This window comes from Pseudomonas sp. UV AK001 (assembly GCF_046097675.1).
Classification (GTDB): domain Bacteria; phylum Pseudomonadota; class Gammaproteobacteria; order Pseudomonadales; family Pseudomonadaceae; genus Aquipseudomonas; species Aquipseudomonas kribbensis.
Map to the genome: position 1 here is coordinate 242,951 of NZ_JBJUVZ010000004.1, position 20,013 is coordinate 262,963.

At 61.9% G+C, this 20,013-nt stretch carries 21 protein-coding genes; 13 read left to right on the forward strand and 8 right to left on the reverse strand.

The features are described 5' to 3' along the window. Nucleotides 1-11: 11 nt before the first annotated feature. From ACKLNA_RS14615 to ACKLNA_RS14630, 4 genes are all read left to right on the forward strand, one after another. Nucleotides 12-1,091, forward strand: a complete 1,080-nt coding sequence (locus ACKLNA_RS14615) for a serine hydrolase domain-containing protein (RefSeq protein WP_408986249.1) — start codon at nt 12-14, stop codon at nt 1,089-1,091. Next, the gene (locus tag ACKLNA_RS14620; RefSeq protein WP_408986250.1) at nt 1,088-1,390 is read left to right on the forward strand and encodes an amidase; all 303 of its coding nucleotides are present in this window, start codon (nt 1,088-1,090) and stop codon (nt 1,388-1,390) included. The genes ACKLNA_RS14615 and ACKLNA_RS14620 overlap by 4 nt, the downstream gene beginning before the upstream one ends. 81 nt (nt 1,391-1,471) lie before the next feature. Further along, complete coding sequence (locus ACKLNA_RS14625) at nt 1,472-2,062, forward strand: YceI family protein (RefSeq protein WP_134825748.1); 591 nt, start codon at nt 1,472-1,474, stop codon at nt 2,060-2,062. A 1-nt stretch (nt 2,063) separates the two neighbouring features. After that, nucleotides 2,064-3,221 carry a phospholipase D-like domain-containing protein gene (locus ACKLNA_RS14630; protein ID WP_408986251.1) on the forward strand — a complete coding sequence of 386 codons (1,158 nt, stop codon included), beginning with the start codon at nt 2,064-2,066 and terminating at the stop codon, nt 3,219-3,221. A 53-nt stretch (nt 3,222-3,274) separates the two neighbouring features. On the opposite strand, the gene bglX is transcribed toward ACKLNA_RS14630, so the two are convergent. After that, complete coding sequence (gene bglX / locus ACKLNA_RS14635) at nt 3,275-5,566, reverse strand: beta-glucosidase BglX (protein ID WP_408986252.1); 2,292 nt, start codon at nt 5,564-5,566, stop codon at nt 3,275-3,277. Nucleotides 5,567-5,826: 260 nt separating this feature from the next. Between bglX and ACKLNA_RS14640 the strand changes: the two genes are divergently transcribed. The 4 genes from ACKLNA_RS14640 to ACKLNA_RS14655 all read left to right on the forward strand — a co-directional run bounded on the left by ACKLNA_RS14640 (nt 5,827) and on the right by ACKLNA_RS14655 (nt 9,154). Next, nucleotides 5,827-6,435, forward strand: coding sequence for a LemA family protein (locus ACKLNA_RS14640; protein ID WP_265812086.1), 609 nt, complete (start codon nt 5,827-5,829; stop codon nt 6,433-6,435). Nucleotides 6,436-6,448: 13 nt separating this feature from the next. Further along, nucleotides 6,449-7,201: a TPM domain-containing protein gene (locus ACKLNA_RS14645; RefSeq protein WP_408986253.1), complete on the forward strand. Its 753-nt coding sequence runs from the start codon at nt 6,449-6,451 to the stop codon at nt 7,199-7,201. A 28-nt stretch (nt 7,202-7,229) separates the two neighbouring features. Next, nucleotides 7,230-7,847 (forward strand): TPM domain-containing protein, encoded by a 618-nt coding sequence (locus ACKLNA_RS14650; RefSeq protein ID WP_119428784.1) that lies wholly within the window; start codon nt 7,230-7,232, stop codon nt 7,845-7,847. Between the two features lie 89 nt (nt 7,848-7,936). Next, the gene (locus ACKLNA_RS14655) at nt 7,937-9,154 is read left to right on the forward strand and encodes a class I SAM-dependent methyltransferase (RefSeq protein ID WP_408986254.1); all 1,218 of its coding nucleotides are present in this window, start codon (nt 7,937-7,939) and stop codon (nt 9,152-9,154) included. Here ACKLNA_RS14655 and ACKLNA_RS14660 read toward each other — a convergent pair. Further along, nucleotides 9,144-10,058: a DMT family transporter gene (locus ACKLNA_RS14660; RefSeq protein WP_248742805.1), complete on the reverse strand. Its 915-nt coding sequence runs from the start codon at nt 10,056-10,058 to the stop codon at nt 9,144-9,146. The two genes, ACKLNA_RS14655 and ACKLNA_RS14660, sit on opposite strands and share 11 nt — an antisense overlap. Before the next feature lie 169 nt (nt 10,059-10,227). On the opposite strand from ACKLNA_RS14660, the gene ACKLNA_RS14665 reads away from it, so the two are divergent. Then, nucleotides 10,228-10,809: a DJ-1/PfpI family protein gene (locus ACKLNA_RS14665; RefSeq protein ID WP_408986255.1), complete on the forward strand. Its 582-nt coding sequence runs from the start codon at nt 10,228-10,230 to the stop codon at nt 10,807-10,809. Nucleotides 10,810-10,831: 22 nt separating this feature from the next. After that, entirely contained in the window at nt 10,832-11,176 is a 345-nt protein-coding gene (locus ACKLNA_RS14670) for a YegP family protein (protein ID WP_065257599.1), read from the forward strand. Nucleotides 11,177-11,237: 61 nt separating this feature from the next. On the opposite strand, the gene ACKLNA_RS14675 is transcribed toward ACKLNA_RS14670, so the two are convergent. Both ACKLNA_RS14675 and ACKLNA_RS14680 read right to left on the reverse strand, forming a co-directional pair. Beyond that, nucleotides 11,238-12,119: a dihydrodipicolinate synthase family protein gene (locus ACKLNA_RS14675; protein ID WP_408986256.1), complete on the reverse strand. Its 882-nt coding sequence runs from the start codon at nt 12,117-12,119 to the stop codon at nt 11,238-11,240. Between the two features lie 26 nt (nt 12,120-12,145). Further along, a complete protein-coding gene (locus ACKLNA_RS14680) occupies nt 12,146-12,928 on the reverse strand; it encodes an aldolase (protein WP_007957912.1) in 783 nt (260 codons plus the stop codon). Nucleotides 12,929-13,036: 108 nt separating this feature from the next. Between ACKLNA_RS14680 and ACKLNA_RS14685 the strand changes: the two genes are divergently transcribed. Continuing rightward, complete coding sequence (locus tag ACKLNA_RS14685; protein WP_085710196.1) at nt 13,037-13,579, forward strand: helix-turn-helix domain-containing protein; 543 nt, start codon at nt 13,037-13,039, stop codon at nt 13,577-13,579. On the opposite strand, the gene ACKLNA_RS14690 is transcribed toward ACKLNA_RS14685, so the two are convergent. After that, nucleotides 13,580-14,599 (reverse strand): DUF4917 family protein, encoded by a 1,020-nt coding sequence (locus ACKLNA_RS14690; protein ID WP_408986257.1) that lies wholly within the window; start codon nt 14,597-14,599, stop codon nt 13,580-13,582. Between the two features lie 154 nt (nt 14,600-14,753). Between ACKLNA_RS14690 and yiaY the strand changes: the two genes are divergently transcribed. Next, a complete protein-coding gene (gene yiaY / locus ACKLNA_RS14695; RefSeq protein ID WP_408986258.1) occupies nt 14,754-15,902 on the forward strand; it encodes an L-threonine dehydrogenase in 1,149 nt (382 codons plus the stop codon). On the opposite strand, the gene ACKLNA_RS14700 is transcribed toward yiaY, so the two are convergent. The 3 genes from ACKLNA_RS14700 to ACKLNA_RS14710 all read right to left on the reverse strand — a co-directional run bounded on the left by ACKLNA_RS14700 (nt 15,899) and on the right by ACKLNA_RS14710 (nt 19,016). After that, nucleotides 15,899-17,065 (reverse strand): MFS transporter, encoded by a 1,167-nt coding sequence (locus ACKLNA_RS14700; RefSeq protein WP_408986259.1) that lies wholly within the window; start codon nt 17,063-17,065, stop codon nt 15,899-15,901. The two genes, yiaY and ACKLNA_RS14700, sit on opposite strands and share 4 nt — an antisense overlap. Nucleotides 17,066-17,082: 17 nt before the next feature. After that, nucleotides 17,083-18,318, reverse strand: coding sequence for an aminotransferase class I/II-fold pyridoxal phosphate-dependent enzyme (locus tag ACKLNA_RS14705; RefSeq protein WP_408986260.1), 1,236 nt, complete (start codon nt 18,316-18,318; stop codon nt 17,083-17,085). Nucleotides 18,319-18,527: 209 nt separating this feature from the next. Beyond that, the gene (locus ACKLNA_RS14710) at nt 18,528-19,016 is read right to left on the reverse strand and encodes a DMT family transporter (RefSeq protein WP_408986261.1); all 489 of its coding nucleotides are present in this window, start codon (nt 19,014-19,016) and stop codon (nt 18,528-18,530) included. A gap of 78 nt (nt 19,017-19,094) precedes the next feature. Between ACKLNA_RS14710 and ACKLNA_RS14715 the strand changes: the two genes are divergently transcribed. Next, nucleotides 19,095-20,006 (forward strand): LysR family transcriptional regulator, encoded by a 912-nt coding sequence (locus ACKLNA_RS14715; RefSeq protein ID WP_408986262.1) that lies wholly within the window; start codon nt 19,095-19,097, stop codon nt 20,004-20,006. Nucleotides 20,007-20,013: the final 7 nt, after the last annotated feature.

The window sequence follows — 20,013 nt, forward strand, 5'->3', positions numbered from 1 at the left end:
GAGCCCTCACCATGTTCAAAGGCCTGTCCCTGTTTCTGCTGCTGATCAGCTTCACGGTTCAGGCCGAACAATGGCCAGGCGAGCAGTGGCCGGCCGGTCCGAAAATCGCCGGTCCGGCCGTCGAAGCACTGGAGGCTTATGCCTTCCCGACCCGTGATGACAACACCCGCCAGGGCATCCGTACCGACGCCTTGCTGGTGATCCGCGACGGTCAGCTCATCTACGAACGCTACGCCGCCGCGACCACCGCCGACACCCCGCACCTGACCTGGTCCATCAGCAAAAGCCTGATGGCCACGGTGTTCGGCGTGGCGTACGGCGAAGGCTTGTTCAAACTCGATGACCCGGCCGCAAAATATTATCCGGTGCTGGAAAAACACCCCGCCATCACGATCAAGGATCTGCTGCACTGGGCCTCGGGCATCGACTGGCAGGAAGACTACGAATACGCCCCGCTGAAATCCTCGGTGGTGGCGATGCTCTACACCCGTGGCCACCGCGACATGGCCGCCTTCACTGCCGATCACGACAGCTACGCGCCAGCGGGTCAGGCGTTCCGCTATTCCAGCGGCGACAGCAATCTGTTGGCCGCCGCGCTGAAAACCATCGTTGGCCCGCAGCGTTATCCGGACTATCCGTGGACAGCGCTTTTTGATCCCTTGGGCATCCGCCACTCCACCTGGGAAACCGATGCCACGGGCACCTTCGTTGCCTCTTCCTACGCTTATTTGACCGCCCGGGATCTGGCGCGAGTCGGCCTGCTGATGGAACGGGACGGACGCTGGAACGACCGGCAGTTGTTGCCCAAGGATTGGGTCGCGTTCAACCGCCAGCCCTTCACCGGCTACAAGGCTCACCAGGACGAAGCCGTGCCCGGTGGCCACTGGTGGCTCAATCGCCCGGCGGACGGCGCGCCCTCGCCGTGGCCCGACGCACCGCCCGACACCTTTGCCGCCCTCGGCCATTGGGGCCAGGCGCTGTACGTGATCCCGAGCGAAAAACTGGTAATCGTGCGCTACGGCGATGACCGCGACGGCAGCTATCGACACAACGAATTGCTCAAGCGCGTGCTCGCGGCAGTGCGGCCATGAAACTGTTCAGACGAATCCTTCTGGTGCTGCTGGTCGTGCTGATGGGCTGGTGCTGGCACGAGCGCGAGAACCTGTGGGCCTTCCCGGACATCATCAGTGCCTATACCGCCAAGGAATACTGTTCGTGCCGCTACGTGATGAACAACGACGCCGAATACTGTCGGGGCTACGTGAAGCAGTGGCTGCCCGGCGAGCTGACCGATGACAGCACGCAAAAACTCGTCAGCGCCAGTGGCATGGGCCGTAGCAACAGCGCCCAATGGCAGGGCGAACGTCAGGGCTGTCGCCTCAAGCCCTGATCCGCAAAATCAACTACCGGTTTGCATCCCGGCTTCAGGCAGTTAAGGTTCGTGCAGGTTTATCGGCCCCACGAGTCTTCAATGTTCAACCGTTCTCTGTGCAACGCCTTCGCCGGCCTGCTGCTGGGCGCCGCCGCGCTGCCGGCCCAGGCCAACTGGTATCTGGACGGCGAGTCATCGCGGCTGTCGTTCGTCAGCACGAAAAACGCCAATATTTCCGAGGTGCAGCGCTTTCTGGTGTTGCACGGCAAGGTCGATCCCGATGGCCGCGCCGAAGTCGAGGTCGAGCTCGATTCGATCAACAGTGGCATCCCGCTGCGCGACGAGCGCATGCGCAAGGAGCTGTTCCAGATCGAGCAATTCCCCGAAGCGACCATCACCACGCAAATCGACCTGCGCCCGATCAACGATCTGGCCCCCGGCGCGCAGCTTGAATTGCGCCTGCCGCTGACCGTCAACCTGCACGGCAAGCAACACGAATACCCCGCCGAACTGCTCGCCACGCGTCTCGATGACCGACGCTTTCAAGTGGTGACCCTGGAGCCGCTGGTGATCAGTGCCGAGGATTTCGATCTGCTGCCGGGCCTGGAAAACCTGCGCAAAATGGCCGGCCTGTCGGCCATCAGTCTGTCGGTGCCGGTGGGTGCGGTGCTGATCTTCACGGCGCGCTGACATGCGCGGCGCAGTGTTCCCGTGGCGTGACGGCAACCGCTTCGAACTGTTGATCGACGGCCCGCAATTTTTCCCGCGCATGCTGGAGGAAATCGCCAGCGCCCGTGAGCAGATCGAACTGGAGCTGTATCTGGTGGAGGCCGGCGCCTGCGCCGAAACCGTGATTCAGGCACTGGTGCTGGCGGCCGAGCGGGGCGTGCGGGTGCGTTGCCTGTTCGATGATTACGGCAGTCTTGCGCTCACCCTGACCTTGCGTCAGCGCCTGACCCTCGCCGGGGTCGAGCTGCGTTTCTACAACCGCTTGAGCTGGCGGCGCTGGGTCGGCAACTTCTATCGCGATCACCGCAAACTGTTGCTGGTCGACCAGCGTCTGGCGGTGGTCGGCGGCACCGGGCTCACCGACGAGTTCTGGCAGCCGGGCCACGACACCAGCGAATGGCACGAAGTGATGGTGCACATCACCGGCCCCCTGGTGCTCGACTGGCAACTGCTGTTCGACCGCCAATGGATTGCCAACCGCCATCGCCGCGCCTGGAAACCCCATGCGAATTTCGGCCTGCCGCGATTGCCGCGCGTACCCGACACGGGGGCGGGCATGGGCCGCGTGGCCTATGCCGATGCCCGCCAGCATCGCGACATTCTGCAATCGCTGTTCCGTGCCCTGAACAGCGGCCAGAAGCGCATCTGGCTGGCCACGCCGTACTTCCTGCCGACCTGGAAAATCCGCCGTTCCCTGCGCAAGGCCGCCGCCCGTGGCCTCGACGTGCGCCTGCTGCTGACCGGGCCGCGCACCGATCACCCGTCGGTGCGTTACGCCGGGCATCGCTACTACCCGCGCCTGCTCAAGGCCGGAGTGAAGATCTTCGAATACCAGCCGTGTTTCCTGCACTTGAAAATGGTGCTGGTGGACGATTGGGTAAGTATCGGTTCGTGCAACTTCGACCACTGGAATCTGCGTTTCAACCTTGAGGCGAATCTGGAGGCGCTGGATCCGTCATTGACGGCAGCGGTGGTGGCGAGTTTCGAGAAGGACTTTGGCCTGAGTCAGCAGGTGAGTCTGGAGGAGTGGCAGCGCCGGCCGTTGTGGCGGCGGGTGAAGCAGCGTATCTGGGGCTGGGTGGATCGGGTGGTGGTCAATTTGCTGGATAGACGCGGCTAAGCGCAGTTGATCGTTCCCACGCAGAGCGTGGGAACGATCGGAGCGAGGCGGGATTACAGCAATTCAAAGCTCTGCTGCGTCACGTCCTGGGAGTCCAGGCCGATCTGCACGTTGAACTTGCCAGGCTCGGCCGCGTACTTGAGCTGGGCGTTGTAGAACTTCAGGTCGTCTTCGCTGATGGTGAAGTGCACGACTTTCTGTTCACCGGCCTTGAGCATGATTTTCTGGAAGTTCTTCAGCTCCTTGACCGGACGGATCATCGAACCGGTGACGTCCTGGATGTACAGCTGCACCACGGTTTCGCCGTCACGCTTGCCGGTGTTTTTCACCGTGACACTGGCGTCGAGCTTGCCGGTGGCGTTCAGGGTGGTCGACGACAGCGCCATGTCGCTCAGGGCGAAATCGGTGTAGCTCAGGCCGAAACCGAACGGGAACAGCGGTCCGGTGGTGTCATCGAAATACTGCGAGGTGTAGTTGCCCGGTTTGCCCGGCGTGAACGGCCGGCCGATGCTCAGGTGGTTGTAGTAGGTCGGGATCTGGCCCACGGAACGCGGGAAGGTCACCGGCAGTTTGCCCGACGGGTTGTAGTCGCCGAACAGCACGTCGGCGATGGCGTTGCCGCCCTCGGTGCCGCTGAACCAGGTTTCCAGGATCGCGTCAGCCTGTTCTTTCTCCTGAAGGATCGTCAGCGGACGGCCGTTCATCAGCACCAGCACCAGCGGCTTGCCGGTGGCTTTCAGGGCGCGGATCAGCTCACGCTGGTTTTCCGGGATGTTCAGGTCGGTACGGCTCGACGATTCGTGGGACATGCCACGGGATTCGCCCACGGCCGCGACCACCACGTCAGCGTCCTTCGCGGCTTTCACCGCTTCGTCGATCAGCACGTTGGCCGGGCGCGGGTCATCGACCACTTCCGGTGCGTCGAAGTTGAGGAAGTTCAGGTAGTCGAGGACTTTCTTGTCGCTGGTGATGTTGGCGCCACGGGCGTAGATCAGGTTCGACTTGTCGCCGATCACGTTGCTCATGCCGTCGAACAGGGTGACCGATTGCGCCGGACGGCCGGCGGCGGCCCAGCTGCCCATCATGTCGATCGGGGCCTTGGCCAGCGGGCCGACCAGGGCGACTTTCGCGTTTTTCTTCAGCGGCAGGGTTTCGTTCTGGTTCTTCAGCAGCACCAGGCTGCGACGCGCCACTTCGCGGGCGTCGGCGCGGTGCAGACGGCTGTCGGCGTAGGTGTCTGCCGGGTCGTCTTCAGCCTTGCCGATGCGCAGGTACGGGTCCTTGAACAGGCCCATGTCGTACTTGGCGGCGAGGACTTCGCGCACGGCGTTGTCGATGTCTTTCTGTTCGATCTCGCCGGACTTGAGCAGCCCCGGCAGCTCTTTGCCGTACAGGGTGTCGTTCATGCTCATGTCGATGCCGGCCTTGATCGCCAGCTTCGCCGCTTCGCGACCGTCGGCGGCGACGCCGTGCTTGATCAGCTCGAAGATCGCGCCGTGGTCGCTGACCGCCAGGCCCTTGAAGCCCCATTCCTTGCGCAACAGGTCGTTCATCAGCCAGGTGTTGGCGGTGGCCGGGATGCCGTTGATCGAGTTCAGCGCGACCATCACGCCACCGGCGCCGGCATCGATCGCGGCGCGGTACGGCGGCAGGTAGTCCTGGTACATCTTCACCGGGCTCATGTCCACGGTGTTGTAGTCGCGGCCACCCTCGACCGCGCCGTACAGGGCGAAGTGCTTGACGCTGGCCATGATGCTGTCGGCCGCGCTCGGCGTGTCGCCCTGATAGGCCTTGACCATGACTTTGGCGATGCGCGAGGTCAGGTAGGTGTCCTCACCGAAACCTTCGGAGCTGCGGCCCCAGCGCGGGTCGCGGGAGATGTCGACCATCGGCGCGAAAGTGATGTCGAGGCTGTCGGCGGCGGCCTCTTTGGCGGCGATGCGCCCGGACTGGCCGATGGCGTCCATGTCCCAGCTTGATGCCAGGGCCAGGGGAATCGGGAAAATCGTACGGTGACCGTGGATCACGTCGTACGCGAAAAACATCGGGATCTTCAGGCGGCTGCGCATGGCAGCGTCCTGCATCGGACGGTTTTCCGGGCGGGTGATCGAGTTGAACGTGCCCCCGATGTTGCCGGCGGCGATCTCTTTGCGGATCAGTTCGCGGGGCATTTCCGGGCCGATGCTGATCAGGCGCAACTGGCCGATCTTCTCGTCGAGGGTCATTTGTTTCATCAGGTTACTGATGAACGCGTCCTTGTTTTCCAGGGGTACCGGGGTCGTGGCGGCCAGTACTTGATGACTGGCCAGGCTGACGAACAGGCCCAGCAAACACAGCTTCTTCATGAATAGTTTTCTCAAGGGCCTAAACGGCGTTACAACGCCGGCCAGCCAAAATTTAGGGAGCGACTATTGTTGTTCGGGTGCTGATTCAAAAAACGACAGCCGAATGTACGGCGCCAGTTTCGGCGACGTGATCGCGCAGGGCCTCTTTTTAGCCCATCGGCCCGCTGCAATCCAGTGGCGCGGGCGATTATGCCCCAAGAGCCGCCCCGGAAGGTTTCAAGCGCGATCATTCATGAAATGTGCAAGGGAGCTCCCGAACGATGAATGTCAGTCCTGTCTACCGCTCGCGTTTGCAGGTCGCCACCTTGCTGGTGCTGGCCACGTTGCTGACCGCCTGCGGCATCAACAACATCCCGACCCTCGACGAACAGGCCAAGGCAGCCTGGGGCCAGGTACAGAACCAGTACCAGCGCCGTGCCGACCTGATCCCCAACCTGGTGGAAACCGTGAAGGGCTATGCCAAGCATGAAGAGGCCACCCTGACGGCGGTGGTCGAGGCCCGGGCCAAGGCAACGTCGATCCAGGTCGATGCCAGCACCCTCGACAACCCGGAAAAGCTCAAGCAGTTCCAGCAGGCCCAGGATCAGCTGACCGGTGCCTTGAGCCGTTTGATGGTGGTGTCCGAACGTTATCCGGACCTGAAGGCCAACCAGAACTTCCTCGCCCTGCAATCGCAACTTGAAGGCACGGAAAACCGCATCGCCGTGGCCCGCCGGGATTTCATTCTGGCAGTGCAGAAGTACAACACCGAAATCCGCACCTTCCCCGGTCGCCTGTGGCACAGCGTGATGTACAGCGACCTGCCGATCCGCGAGACCTTCGAAGCCACCAGCCCCGGCGCGGACAAGGCCCCGGAAGTGAAATTCTGAGCCGGTGATGCCCATGCGTGCGTTGAAGATGGGCCTGGTGCTGATGCTGTGGTTGTTCGCCATCAGCGCCCGGGCCGAGTTGACTTTCCCGGCGCTGACCGGGCGGGTGGTGGACGACGCGCAGATGATCGAGCCGGCGGTGCGCGCGCAGTTGAGCCAGCAGTTGCAGGCCCACGAGCAGGCAACCGGCGAGCAACTGGTGGTCGTGACGTTGCCGAACCTGCAAGGCGCCACCATCGAGGACTACGGCGTCGAACTCGGCCGGCACTGGGGCATCGGCCAGAAGGACAAGAACAACGGCGCCTTGCTGATCGTCGCCCGGGACGAGCGCAAGTTGCGCATCGAAGTCGGCTACGGGCTGGAGGATCGCCTGACCGACGCCCAGAGTTCAGTGATCATCCATCAGGTGATCACGCCGGCGTTCAAGGCCGGCAATTACAGCAAAGGCATCAGTGACGGCGTGGCGGCGATGCTGGTGGTGCTGGGCGGCAATCCGCTGGACGAGCCTTCCACGGTGTACGAATCGTCCGGCGATCCTTCGGACGACTTTGTCTCGCGGCATCCGGGAATTTTCGTATTTCTGGTGATGTTGTTCATCCTGACTGTTTTTGTCTGCCAGATGCTCGGTATCCTTCCCGTCGGCCGGGGCGGGTCCGGAGGAGGGGGCGGCTTCGGTGGCGGTGGTTTTGGCGGCGGTGGTGGAGGCGGGGGCTTCAGCGGCGGCGGTGGCAGTTTCGGCGGGGGCGGTTCCTCCGGCGGCTGGTGATAACAATAATGAGCAGGCACTTCACGACATGGCATTACTGACTGAACACGAACAACGCAAGGTCGCCGAGGCCATCGCCCGGGTCGAGCGCGACACCGACGCCGAGCTGGTGACGGTGCTCGCGGCCCGTGCCGATGACTACGCGTACATTCCGTTGCTGTGGGCCAGCCTGCTGGCGCTGGTGGTGCCGGGCATCCTGCATTACCTGACCGGCTGGCTGACGATGCACAGTCTGTTACTGGTGCAATGGATCAGTTTTGTCGTGCTGTGCCTGGTGTTTCGTTTGCCCAAAGTCACCACCCATCTGATCCCGCGCCATGTCCGCCACTGGCGCGCCTCGAACCTGGCGCGTCGGCAGTTTCTCGAACAGAACCTGCATCACACGGTGGGTAGCACCGGCATGCTGATCTTTGTCTGCGAGGCCGAGCGTTACGTGGAAATTCTGGTGGACGAAGGGATTTCCAGACGGCTGGACGACAAGAGCTGGGACGCGATTGTCGCGGCGTTTACCGAGCAGGTGCGCCAGGGCCAGACGTTGCAGGGGTTCGTGACCTGCATCGAGGCATGCGGGGAATTGCTCAAGGTGCATGTGCCGGTGACGCAGGTGAGGAATGAGTTGCCCAATCGCCTGGTGGTGCTGGGATAAGCCGTTCGGGAAATTAGCCGTGCCCTCGAACGCCATCCCCCCTAAACTAGCGGCCATTCCCGATTTGCCCGTCCGAGGCCGTTTTCTGCATGTCTGCCACCGCCGTTTCTACCCCCGATCACCACGCCCGGTTCATCGAGCTGCTGCAAACCAGCCTCGAACAGAACGGTTTCATCAAACTGGTGCTGGCCAAGTACGTCGGCGAAGAAGCGGAGCTGCAGCGGATCATCATCAAACCGGTGACGGTCAAGGCGCAGCCGAACCTGTCGTTCGTGTATCGCTACAAGACCCGCGACATCACCAAGAACCTGCCGCTGGACGAGGCGGTGGCAATGATTGCCGAGCTGCTGCCGGCGGCGTTCAAGAATGCGCATTTGCTCACGCTGACTGACGAAGCCCAGCTCGAATACAGCAAAAAGGGCAAGAGCTCGCTGTTCATGAGCAAACCCCAGCAATTGCGCGAAGTGCCGTCCGCCGAGCATAACCGCGAGAAAAACCGCTTCCTCGAGTTGAGCCGTCCTTTCCTCAAGGATCTGGGCGTGACCAATGCGCAACACGAGCTGATCCCGGCGATGTCACGCAAGTGGAAGCAGATCAACAAGTTCATCGAAGTCTTCAGCCACGCGCTGACGTCCTCGCCGCTGGCCCTGGACAAACCGGTGCGGGTGGCGGATTTCGGATCGGGCAAGGGTTACCTGACGTTTGCCATTCATGACTATTTGCGCAACACGTTGAAGGCCGAGGGCGAAGTCACCGGCGTCGAATTGCGCGAAGAGATGGTCAATCTGTGCAACACCGCCGCGCAGAAGCTCGAGCACCCGGGGCTGGTGTTCAAGTGCGGCGATGTGCGCAGCGTGGCGCCGAGCGAGCTGGAAGTGATGATCGCTTTGCACGCCTGCGACATCGCCACCGACTACGCGATCCACACCGGCATCCGTTCCGGCGCAGCGATCATCATGTGCTCGCCGTGCTGCCACAAGCAGATTCGCCTGCAGATCCAGAGCCCGGCGCTGCTCAAGCCGATGCTGCAATACGGTTTGCATCTGGGCCAGCAGGCGGAAATGGTCACCGACAGTCTGCGTGCGCTGTTCCTCGAAGCCTGCGGTTACGAAACCAAGGTGTTCGAGTTCATCTCGCTGGAACACACCAACAAGAACAAGATGATCCTCGCCGTGAAGCGCGCCGAGCCGGTGGACCCGGCCCAGTTGCTGGTGAAGATTCAGGAACTCAAGGCGTTCTACCACATCAGCGAGCACTGCCTGGAATCCCTGCTGCTCGCCGATGGTTTGCTGCCGCTCAAGGCTTGAGCTGGACCCCGGCCGGTAACGTGCCCGGTTGAGCCGGGCGCACCGCCGTCTTGCGCCCAAGCATCACCGTCGCGATCACCCCGCAGGCGAACAGCCAGGTGATCGGCTCCACGTGTTCGCCGAAGAACAGCGCGGAAAATGCGATGGTGAAGAAAATCTGCAACAGCTGGATCTGACTGACCCGGGCAATGCCGCCCATGGCCAGCCCGGCGTACCACGCGAAGAATCCCAGGAACTGCGAAAACAGCGCGACGTAACCGAAGGCCCACCAGGTTTTCGTCGACACCGCGCCCTGATGCTGCAACGCCAGATACAGCACCGGGCCGATCAGCAAAGGCGTCGACAACACCAGCGCCCAGCAGATCACCTGCCAGCCACCCATCTCCCGGGCCAGACGCCCGCCCTCGGCATAACCCAGACCACCTACCGCAATCGCACCCAGCATCAACAAGTCACCGGCCTGAATGCTGCCGGCGCCGGTGTACAACGCGTAACCCAACACCAACGCACTGCCTAAAGCGGCGCAGGCCCAGAAGGCTTTCGATGGACGCTCGTGGGACAGCCACGCGGCATACAGCGCCACGCACAGTGGCTGCAAGCCGTTAACCAGCGCGCCGTGAGACGCCGGTAGCGTCTGCATGGCCCACGCCGACAGCACCGGGAAACCGAGAATCACCCCGGCGATCACCAGGCTCAGGCCCTTGACCTGCTGCCAGGTCGGCCACTTTTCCCGGCGCCACAACAGCAGCAACGCCGCCGGAATTGCCGCGAACAACGCACGGCCGAGGCCATTGAGCAACGGATGCAGTTCCTGCACCACGATGCGGGTGAAGGGCAGGGTGAGGCTGAAGATCACAACGCCGAGCAGGCCCAGGGCCATGCCGGTGTTTTCGCGCGAAGACATGATGGCAACCAGATTCGAAGGTGGCAGGGAGGTGCGTTCATCTAGCCACAAACCACGGCAACCGGGCTGTTACAGCTGGGCGCAGAGTTATCCATACAGTTTGCGGACGCCATCGCGGTCCTTGGACTACTTTGAATACTCCTGTGCATTCACCAGAGGAGTCCTGTCCATGGCCGCGAAAAAGATTCTGATGCTGGTCGGCGATTACGTCGAAGACTACGAAGTGATGGTGCCGTTCCAGGCCCTGCAAATGGTCGGTCACACCGTGCATGCCGTGTGCCCCGATAAAGCCGCCGGCAAGACCGTGCGCACCGCGATTCATGATTTTGAAGGCGATCAGACTTACAGCGAAAAGCCCGGTCACCAGTTCGCCCTGAACTTCGATTTCGCCAAGGTCGACGCCAAGGACTACGACGCGCTGCTGGTGCCCGGTGGTCGTGCGCCGGAATACCTGCGGCTGAACGAAAAAGTCCTGGAACTGGTGCGAGCCTTCGACAAGGCCGGCAAGCCGATTGCCGCTGTCTGTCATGGCGCACAACTGCTGGCGGCGGCGGGGATTCTCGAAGGACGCGAATGCAGCGCCTATCCGGCCTGTGCCCCGGAAGTACGGCTGGCCGGCGGCACTTACATCGATATCCCGGTCACGGACAGTCATGTCCAGGGCAATCTGGCCACGGCTCCAGCGTGGCCGGCGCATCCGAAATGGCTGGCCGGGTTCCTGGGACTGCTAGGGACTAAAATCACCCTGTGACCCATCGATAAGGAGACGCAGCATGTCCGGATGGTATGAATTGAGCAAAAGCAGCAACGGCCAGTTCAGGTTCGTGCTGAAAGCGGCGAATGCCGAAACCATTCTGACCAGCGAGTTGTACACCTCTCACAGTGCCGCCGAAAACGGTATCGCGGCGGTGCAGGGCAACAGTCCGCTGGATGAGCGCTACGAGAAGAAAACGACGAAGGACGGCCATCCCTACTTCAACCTGAAAGCGGCCAATCACCAGATCATCGGCAGCAGCGAGTCCTATTCATCGGACGCCGCGTGTGCCAAAGGCATCGCTGCCGTGAAGAGCAATGGGCCGACGAAGGTGATCAAGGACAAAACCCTGCCGGTACTTTGAATCCAGCACAAAACCTGTGGGAGTGAGCTTGGTCCCACAGGTTTTTTTGTGTTGCCTGAAGTCAGCGCAGGGTTTTGAGAATGGCCTGCAACTGATTGCGTCCGGCCTCGCTCAGCGGGAACACCGGCAAGCGTGGATCACCCACTTCCAGCCCGGTATCACGCAGCCCGGCCTTGATCGTCGCCGGCAAACCACCCTTGAGGATGAAATCCAGCAGCGGCAACTGGCGGTAGAACAGTTCCCGTGCCTTGCCCAGATCCCCCGCCAGCGTGGCTTCGTACAGATCCAGGTTGAGCTGCGGAATCAGGTTCGGCGCCGCCGTGCACCAGCCCTTGGCGCCGGCCGCAAAGGCTTCCAGCGCCAGCGGGTTGCAGCCGTTGTAGAACGGCACCCGGCCTTCGCCGAGCAGTTGCAGCTTGTGCATGCGCTGGATGTCGCCGGTGCTCTCCTTGACCATGGTCACGTTTTCCACGCCGTTGACGATGCGCAGGATCAGTTCCACCGACATGTCGGTGCCGCTGGTGGCCGGGTTGTTGTAGAGCATGATCGGCACGCCGATGCTGTCACCGATGGCGCGGTAATGAGCGAGGATTTCTGCTTCGGTGAGCTTCCAGTAGGACGCCGGCAGCACCATCACCACGTCGGCGCCATGGGCTTCGGCGAAACGTGCGCGACGCACGGCGTTGGCGGTGGTCAGGTCGGAGACGCTGACCACAGTCGGCACCCGTTTGGCCACGTGCTTGATGCTGAATTCGGCGACCTGGTCCCACTCCGCATCGCTCAGGTAGGCGCCTTCGCCGGTGCTGCCCAGTGGCGCGATGGCGTGGACGCCGCCGGCGATCAGGCGGTCGATCGAACGGCCGAGGGCCGGCAGATCAAGACCTTCGCCGTTGGCGCCGAACGGGGTGATGGTGTAGCCGATGATGCCGTGAATGTTGGTCATGTGAGTGCTCCGCAAGGATGGGGTATTCAGTTCAGGCAATCGGCGTGCTGGCGCAGGTTCTGCCGGGCGTAGTAGTTGAATGCAGCGGCGTGGCGTTTGGGTTTCGAGACCCAGTCATGGGCCTCGCGACCCAGCTCGGGGATGATCGGTTTGATCGTCCCGGCGGCCATGGCCAGCAACTGCAGTTTGGCGGCGCGCTCGATCAATTGGGCGATGACACAGGCTTCCTCGATGGTCGTGCCGGTGGACAGCTGACCGTGGTGGGAAAGCAGAATCGCCCGTTTATCGCCCAACGCCCCGGCAATCAACTCGCCTTCTTCGTTACCCACCGGGACGCCCGGCCAGCCTTCAAGGAACGCGCAGTCGTCGTACAGCGGGCACAAGTCCATGTGGGAAATCTGCAACGGTACTTCCAGCATCGACAGCGCGGCAATGTGCGTCGGGTGGGTGTGAATGATGCAGTTCACATCCGGTCGGGCGCGGTACACCCAGCTGTGGAAACGGTTGGCCGGGTTGGCCATGCCGTGACCTTCGAGCACTTCCAGGTCTTCGTTGACCAGCAGCAGATTGCTTGCGGTGATTTCATCGAACCCCAGCCCCAGTTGCTGGGTGTAGTAAGTGCCCGGCTGCGGGCCACGGGCGGTAATCTGCCCGGCCAGGCCCGAATCGTGGCCGTTTTCGAAGAGGATCCGGCAGGTCAGGGCCAGCTTTTGCCGGTCCGTCCACGTATTATCCGCCAGGCTTTTTTGCATCTGGGTCAGCGCTTGCTTGACCAGTTCGTCTTTGGGTAGTGCTAATGTCTTCGCCATATCCGTGTCCTGTGGTGGTTGCCATGGATGACACTTAAGAGGCTATATGACACTTTGTGTCATTGGCAAGGACAAATCGTCTTTCCTTTGCTGGATTAATCGCTTCGCATGTCTATCCGTTTGAAATTATTGAGAAAAAAACTTGGCGTAACCCTTGAGGCACTCGCCGAGAAATCCGGCATGACCAAGAGTTATCTGTCGAAAGTCGAACGCGGGTTGAACACGCCGTCGATTGCCGCCGCGTTGAAACTGGCGAAAGCGCTGAACGTGAAGGTCGAGGAATTGTTCTCCGAAGACAACGTCAGCCTCGACAGCTACAGCCTGGTGCGCAGCCACGAGCGCCAGTCATTGGCGGCCAATGATCACAGCCCCGGCTACGCAGTGCTGGCCCATCAGGTCAGCGAGCGCAGCCTGCTGCCGTTCATCATCTATCCGCCGACTGAATTCACCGACAAAACCTTCAAGGAGCATTTGGGCGAGGAGTTTTTGTTCGTTCACGAAGGCCGGGTCGAAGTGGACTTCATGAACGAACGGGTGCTGCTGGAGCGGGGCGACGCGTTGCACTTCAATGCGCAGAAACCGCACCGGATACGCTCGGTGGGCGAGGAGCAGGCACAACTGCTGGTGGTGGTGCACAGCAGCGAAGAGTGATCAGACCTCGACCGGCACCGACAGCTTCGGATTCCCCAGCGCATGGCTCTTGGAATCAAAGAATCGCAACTCGGCGCCCGTGCCCTCGAATACCTTTGCGTAATGCCGCTTCTGGTGCTGGATGAACGCCGCGCTGCGCGGGTAGATCGAGATCGCCACGGTCTTCGGTTTCGCCAGTCGCAGGGCACGCACGATGTGGCTGTCCTGCTCGCCCAGGGCGTGGCCGAAGATGCACAGGCTGTCGCCGTGTTCGAGCAACTGGTCGTAGCAGAACGACAGGTAATCGGAGCTGCGGATGGTCTTGAGCTTGTCCGCGCTCGGCCCTTCGTTGACGAACAGCGGCACGTCGTCGAGGGTCTTGAGGGTGTTGTTGATCGCGAAACTGCCGAGCAACGTGCCTTCGGTGGCGGTCAGTTTGCGGGCGCTGCCGTCCTGGTTGCGCACCAGATGCAGGCCGCCGTGCAGGTACAGCAGGCGCGGTTTGTCAGTGCTGCTTTCGCACAGATCAAAGCTGGCGTCGGGGCCGTTGAACAGGTCGTCGATGGCCTCGCCCTGATGCTGCAGCGCCCAGTAGTTGAGCAGGTCGTAATTGGTGGTGAACACCGTGCGATAACTGGCCAGTTCGCGGTTCAGGATCGTCAGGGTCGATGCTTCGACCAGTCGCCACGGAATGTGCAAATCGTGGACGGCATTGATCAGCGCTTCCTTGATCGCGTAATAACGGTTGCGCGGCGCGGCCGAGCTGACAGCCAGTGCCTTGTTGACCCGGCTGGTGGTTTTCAGCGCGCCGAGCACCTGCTCGAAACTGCGTGTCTGCAGGGCGTCGAACACGCTCAGTTCCGACGGGCTCAGCGGCTTTTCTTCCACTGTGCGGGCGTTTTCGAACAGCGAGTCGTAGCCGAAATCGTCCCACACCGCGCGGCTGGCGCCGTTGCCCACCAGCAAGCCGCTGAAGTCGGTGGTGGCGCGTAACGCGTTCCAGTCTTCGAGGGTGGCGTCGACATCCAGAAAATCGGTCATTGCAGGGCACGTCTCAAAACAAGGGGCAGATGGGCGGCGACTTTATCACGAGCGGGCATTGAGCCAGATCAACATCCGCCGTGACCGATCGGTCGATCCTGTATGCATCCGCCGGATCGCAGGAGTCGATCCGGCCCCTGTCAGGAGACGCGCCATGAGCAGCACCTTTTTCATTCCCGCCGTAAACATCATGGGCAGCGGCTGCCTCGACGAAGCCATGAATGCCATCCGCAATTACGGTTTTCGCAAGGCGCTGATCGTTACCGACGCGGGCCTGGCCAAGGCTGGCGTGGCGACGATGATCGCCGAGAAACTGGCGATGCAGGACATCGATTCAGTGATCTTCGACGGCGCCAAACCCAACCCGAGCATCGCCAATGTCGAGGCCGGGCTGGCGCTGCTCAAGGACAGCCGCTGTGATTTCGTCGTGTCACTCGGCGGCGGCTCGCCCCACGACTGCGCCAAGGGCATCGCCCTGTGCGCGACCAACGGCGGACAGATCCGTGATTACGAAGGCGTCGATCAATCGGCCAGGCCGCAATTGCCGCTGATCGCCATCAACACCACGGCCGGCACGGCCAGCGAGATGACCCGGTTCTGCATCATCACCGACGAAGCCCGCCACGTAAAAATGGCCATCGTCGACCGTAATGTCACGCCGCTGCTGTCGGTCAACGATCCGGCGCTGATGGTCGCCATGCCGAAAAGCCTGACCGCCGCCACCGGCATGGACGCACTGACCCATGCCATCGAAGCCTATGTGTCCACCGCCGCCAACCCGATCACCGACGCCTGTGCGCTGAAGGCGATGACCCTGATCAGCAACAACCTGCGTCTGGCGGTACGCGACGGCAGCGATCTGGCGGCGAGGGAAAACATGGCGTATGCGCAGTTCCTCGCCGGCATGGCGTTCAACAATGCGTCCCTTGGCTACGTGCATGCGATGGCGCACCAGTTGGGCGGTTTCTACGATCTGCCTCATGGCGTGTGCAACGCGGTGTTGTTGCCCCATGTGCAGACGTTCAACGCGCTGGTCTGCGCTGATCGCCTCACCGATGTGGCCCACGCCATGGGCGCCGACATCCGTGGTTTCAGCCCGGAGGAGGGCGCAAAAGCTGCGATTGACGCAATCCGTTGCCTGGCCAAAGACGTCGACATCCCCGGCGGCTTGCGTGACCTCGGCGCCAAATGCACCGACATCCCTATTCTTGCCGCCAATGCCCTGAAAGACGCCTGCGGTTTCACCAACCCGCGGGCGGCGGATCAGCGGCAGATCGAGGAGATTTTCCGCAGCGCGTTTTAAGCGGACTGACGATCGGGCGTGAACCTCGTGCAGAGCACCGCGCCCGCCGCCAGAAAGCAACACAGCAGCGACAGCGGCCACGCGTGTGGACCGGCCAGCAGGCTGGCCACCGCGCCGATCAACGCGGCCATCAATTGATGAATGAAACCGCTCAGGGCCATCGCATAAGCGCCGGCAATCGGCGCTCCATCGTTGGCCCGCGAGAGGCTGATCGGATAGTTCAGCGACTGGCCGAACACGGCGACGCAGTAAGGCAACCAAAGCAGCCAGGCAACGGAGCTGGCCAACAGGCTGCCCGCCAGCATCACCCCGCTTCCGGCCATTACCAGGCCCACACCCGACGCCATCAACCGATGCTGACCGGTACGCAGCACAAAGCGATTGACCGCCAGCGCCCCCAGAAAATACGCCGCACTGATCGGCCAGCCCAGCAGCCCATAGTCGGTCGTCGACCAACCGAACGGGCCTTGCAGAATCAACGGCGCAGCGCTGTTGAACGCGATGATCACGCCATAACCCAGACCGCCCGCGAGCGCCGGCAGAAGAAACGCCCGATGGCTCAGAATTGTTCCGTATACCGCCCAGGGCGACGCGGTTGCGGGCGTCTCGACGAGTTTCGGAAAATTCAGGCGCGAAACAATCGCGGCCATCGACAGGCTGACCGCACCCAGCAGATAGAAGATCGCCTGCCAGCCCAGCGTCACCTGAATCAGCGAGCCGGCGTATTGCCCGATCCCTAGCGCGACAACGAACGAAATCGAAATCCACGACAACGCCTTCGCCAGCAGATTGCCCCGGAAACTGTCTCGGATCAGCACCCGCGCCATCACCGAAATACCGCTGGCGCCGATCCCTTGAAGCAGTCGCAACAGCAGGAACGATTCCAGCGTCGAACCCAGCGGCAACGCCAGGTTCGCCAGCCCGTAAATCCCCAGTGCCGCCAGCAGCACCGGTTTGCGCCCGATGCGTTGTGCAAGGCTGCCCCAGAGCAACATTGGCAATGCCATGCCGATCAGGTACAGCGACAAGCCCCAGGCCACCTGCGTTGCATCGACCTGCAAGTGCCCGGCGATCTGCGGCAGCGCCGGCAGGTAAATGCTCATGCCCAGTTGGGCGAGGAACACGGTGGAGCAGGTGATGAGCAGGATGAGTCCGGGATTCATGAGTCGTCCGTGAAGGTTCAGCGGTTGCGATGGCCGCCGTGAGTCAGTAACAGTCCGGTGATCAAATCACAGAAGTGGTGGATCAGTGTCGATTCCATGTCGGCACGCAGGGTCACGCGGATCGCAGCTTTACCTTGCGCCACCACCGGGAAGAACACGGCGCTGGTGAAAAAGCCGTGTTCGGCCAGTTCAATGGCGATTCGAGTGGCCAGGGCGGCCTCGCCGCAGTTGATCAAACGGATGGCCATGGGGCTGCCGTGCTGTTCGGTGCTCACCAGGCTGTCGAACAGGCGAATATTGGCCTGGAGCCGAACCTGCAACGCGCGCAGCTCTGCACTACGATGCAGCTGGATCGAGGCCAGGCCCGCACCGATGGCCGCGCAATTGAGGCTTTGCGACCAGTTGCTCGGCCCGCCGTAACGCTGGATCAGTTTCCGCTGCCGCTCATTGCCGAGCATCACCAGACCGCCGCTGGCCCCGAACGATTTGGCCAGTGACGCGACGATCAGGCAGTCCTCATCCAGCGCCGGCATTCTTGGCCGTACAAGACCGGCGCCGCTGCTACCCACCGCCGACAACGCGTGGGAGTCATCGAGATAAAGAAACAGGCCGTAACGTTCTTTCAGGTACAGCAGACCGTCCAGATTGGCCACGCCGCCCATGCTGTAGGCACCGTCGGCGATGTAGGCGACGGTGGTGTGGCGCTGGCACACCGATTCGAGAAAGTCCATGTCGTTATGGGGGCAGGTCAATACCTGGGTTTCGTCGGCGCAACTGGCCTTCAGGTGATTCATCGAATAGTGAGCCAGACGATCGAACACCATCACCGGTGGACGGCCCAGGGTAAACACACCGCTGGCCAGCAGCGGCAGGATCCCCGCACTCGCGGCGCTGCAGGACAGAGTGCTCAGACACACGGCGCCAAACAATCGCGACAGCTCGCTTTCGTATCGCTCGAGCAGCGCCAGTTTGCAGCGGTTTTTCGAGTTGGCAACGCGCAGTGTGCCGGTTTCACGTAATGCCGCGATGGCGCCTTCCAGCAGGGCGGGGTGGTGATCCAGGCCCAGATAGGACGTGGTGCAGAAATGATGGAACTGGCGCCCGTGCTGATCGAGCAACTGGTTGCAGCCTTTGACCTCAACATTGAGGGCGGCGACCTTTCCGGCTTCGGCGGCCTCCCAGTCGTGGTCGGCCAGCGCGATGACTTTGCGGTAGTTGGAGAAGGTGTTGGCGGATTCCGGCGAGTGATTCATAGGCAGCTCTCCTTGAGCATGGCAATCCATGGGGTGTTGCAATTTGTGTGTGTTGCCAGACTTTACAGAGCGCGATGCCGGGTCAGAATCGGCTGTATCCGATAGCGCTGAGGGCTGTTGGTGTTTTGCTTGTAGGGCGATGCCTCGCCAGGTTGTAAGGCGGTGAAATGCCCGACAACCAAGGTAGTGAAGGGCTTACCTTTGCCCTGTTATCCAACGGTGGTGGCGCTCTTTTCCAGCGCCGGGGAGAACTGGATCAGCACCACGCCCGCCATCAGCAACACCGCGCCGAATACCCGGGGCAACGTGAGTTGCTTCTCCAGCAGTCCGAACCACCCGAAGTGATCCAGCACCATCGAGGCCAGCACCTGGCCGGCCAATGCCAGCGCGACAAAACCCGATGCCCCGAGCTTCGGCACCAGCACCACCGCCAGTGCTACAAAACACACCCCGAACGCGCCACCGGCCCACATCCACAACGGCGCCTTGCCGATGAACGCCAGCGATGGCAACGGCAAGCGCAGCGCGACTATCACCGGCAACAACACCAGAACGCTGACCAGCAATGACGCCAACGTCGCCCACAACGGATGTCCCAGCCCCCGGGCCAGGTTGGTGTTGATCGCACTTTGAAACGGTACGACGGCCCCGGCCAATGCCGCCAGCAGCAACAGACCGGCCCAATGCAACGTACTCATGATCGTTCTCCAGCAAGGTTTTGCTGGACTCTAGGGTATTCGTCGCGCAGATTTAAATTCTGTTTTGTCATGCGGAACATGCATCAGATGAATGATCTTCGGCGCATCGATCTCAACCTGCTGGTGATTCTCGATGCCTTGCTCAGCGAGCAGCACGTTACTCGTGCTGCGGAGCGTCTGCACTTGAGCCAACCGGCGGTCAGCCATGCGCTGGCCCGATTGCGCGACTTGCTTGGTGATCCGCTGCTGGTGCGGGCCGGTGCGGGACTGGCGCCCACCGCCCGGGCGCTGGAACTGGTTGCGCCGCTGGCCGAAGCCCTGGCCCAGCTGCAATCGTTGCTGGCGCCGAACACTTTCAACCCGGCCAGCGCGCGCCGGACTTTTCGGCTTGCGATGTCGGATTACGGAGCGGCGATTATCCTGCCTGGTTTGATTCGCACGTTGCGCGCGGAAGCTCCGGGTATTGATCTGCAAATCAGCCATGCCAGCCGCGAAGGGATGGTCGAGGGGCTGCTCAACGGCGACATCGACCTGGCTGCTGGCGTGCTCCCGGAATTGCCCGGTGAGTTGTGCAGCACGCCGCTTTTCGAGGAGCGCTATGTCTGCCTGCTGGATCGTCAAAGCCTTCCCGCCGAAGGTGTTCTCGACCTGCCAACCTACCTTTCCCGACCCCACGTTCTGCTGGAAATGCGCGGCAGCGGCACCCCGGAAATCGAACGTACCCTGACCGCCCTGCGCGAGCGCCGCCGCGTTGCCGTCAGTCTGCCGCACTGGAGCGTCGCGCCGCAGTTCATCAGTGGCACGGACCTGATCCTGACCGTGGCTTCGCGAGCGTTGAAGGATGTGGATGACGACTCGCTGATCGTCGTGCCGCCGCCGTTCGAGATCGCACCGTTTACCTTTGTCTCGGCATGGCACAAGCGGCGTGGTGGGGATCAGGCGTTGAACTGGTTGAATCGGCGGATCGGGGAGGGGATAGTGCGCGGCTGAAACTTTA

Coding starts and splice junctions, on each gene's coding strand:
- ACKLNA_RS14630 (WP_408986251.1), top strand. CDS start 2,064: ATGCGCGGCGCAGTGTTCCCGTGGCGTGACGGCAACCGCTTCGAACTG.
- ACKLNA_RS14645 (WP_408986253.1), top strand. CDS start 6,449: ATGCGTGCGTTGAAGATGGGCCTGGTGCTGATGCTGTGGTTGTTCGCC.
- ACKLNA_RS14715 (WP_408986262.1), top strand. CDS start 19,095: ATGCATCAGATGAATGATCTTCGGCGCATCGATCTCAACCTGCTGGTG.
- yiaY (WP_408986258.1), top strand. CDS start 14,754: ATGAGCAGCACCTTTTTCATTCCCGCCGTAAACATCATGGGCAGCGGC.
- bglX (WP_408986252.1), bottom strand. CDS start 5,566: ATGAAGAAGCTGTGTTTGCTGGGCCTGTTCGTCAGCCTGGCCAGTCAT.
- ACKLNA_RS14675 (WP_408986256.1), bottom strand. CDS start 12,119: ATGACCAACATTCACGGCATCATCGGCTACACCATCACCCCGTTCGGC.
- ACKLNA_RS14655 (WP_408986254.1), top strand. CDS start 7,937: ATGTCTGCCACCGCCGTTTCTACCCCCGATCACCACGCCCGGTTCATC.
- ACKLNA_RS14640 (WP_265812086.1), top strand. CDS start 5,827: ATGAATGTCAGTCCTGTCTACCGCTCGCGTTTGCAGGTCGCCACCTTG.
- ACKLNA_RS14650 (WP_119428784.1), top strand. CDS start 7,230: ATGGCATTACTGACTGAACACGAACAACGCAAGGTCGCCGAGGCCATC.
- ACKLNA_RS14625 (WP_134825748.1), top strand. CDS start 1,472: ATGTTCAACCGTTCTCTGTGCAACGCCTTCGCCGGCCTGCTGCTGGGC.
- ACKLNA_RS14685 (WP_085710196.1), top strand. CDS start 13,037: ATGTCTATCCGTTTGAAATTATTGAGAAAAAAACTTGGCGTAACCCTT.
- ACKLNA_RS14705 (WP_408986260.1), bottom strand. CDS start 18,318: ATGAATCACTCGCCGGAATCCGCCAACACCTTCTCCAACTACCGCAAA.
- ACKLNA_RS14710 (WP_408986261.1), bottom strand. CDS start 19,016: ATGAGTACGTTGCATTGGGCCGGTCTGTTGCTGCTGGCGGCATTGGCC.
- ACKLNA_RS14620 (WP_408986250.1), top strand. CDS start 1,088: ATGAAACTGTTCAGACGAATCCTTCTGGTGCTGCTGGTCGTGCTGATG.
- ACKLNA_RS14680 (WP_007957912.1), bottom strand. CDS start 12,928: ATGGCGAAGACATTAGCACTACCCAAAGACGAACTGGTCAAGCAAGCG.
- ACKLNA_RS14615 (WP_408986249.1), top strand. CDS start 12: ATGTTCAAAGGCCTGTCCCTGTTTCTGCTGCTGATCAGCTTCACGGTT.
- ACKLNA_RS14700 (WP_408986259.1), bottom strand. CDS start 17,065: ATGAATCCCGGACTCATCCTGCTCATCACCTGCTCCACCGTGTTCCTC.
- ACKLNA_RS14670 (WP_065257599.1), top strand. CDS start 10,832: ATGTCCGGATGGTATGAATTGAGCAAAAGCAGCAACGGCCAGTTCAGG.
- ACKLNA_RS14690 (WP_408986257.1), bottom strand. CDS start 14,599: ATGACCGATTTTCTGGATGTCGACGCCACCCTCGAAGACTGGAACGCG.
- ACKLNA_RS14665 (WP_408986255.1), top strand. CDS start 10,228: ATGGCCGCGAAAAAGATTCTGATGCTGGTCGGCGATTACGTCGAAGAC.
- ACKLNA_RS14660 (WP_248742805.1), bottom strand. CDS start 10,058: ATGTCTTCGCGCGAAAACACCGGCATGGCCCTGGGCCTGCTCGGCGTT.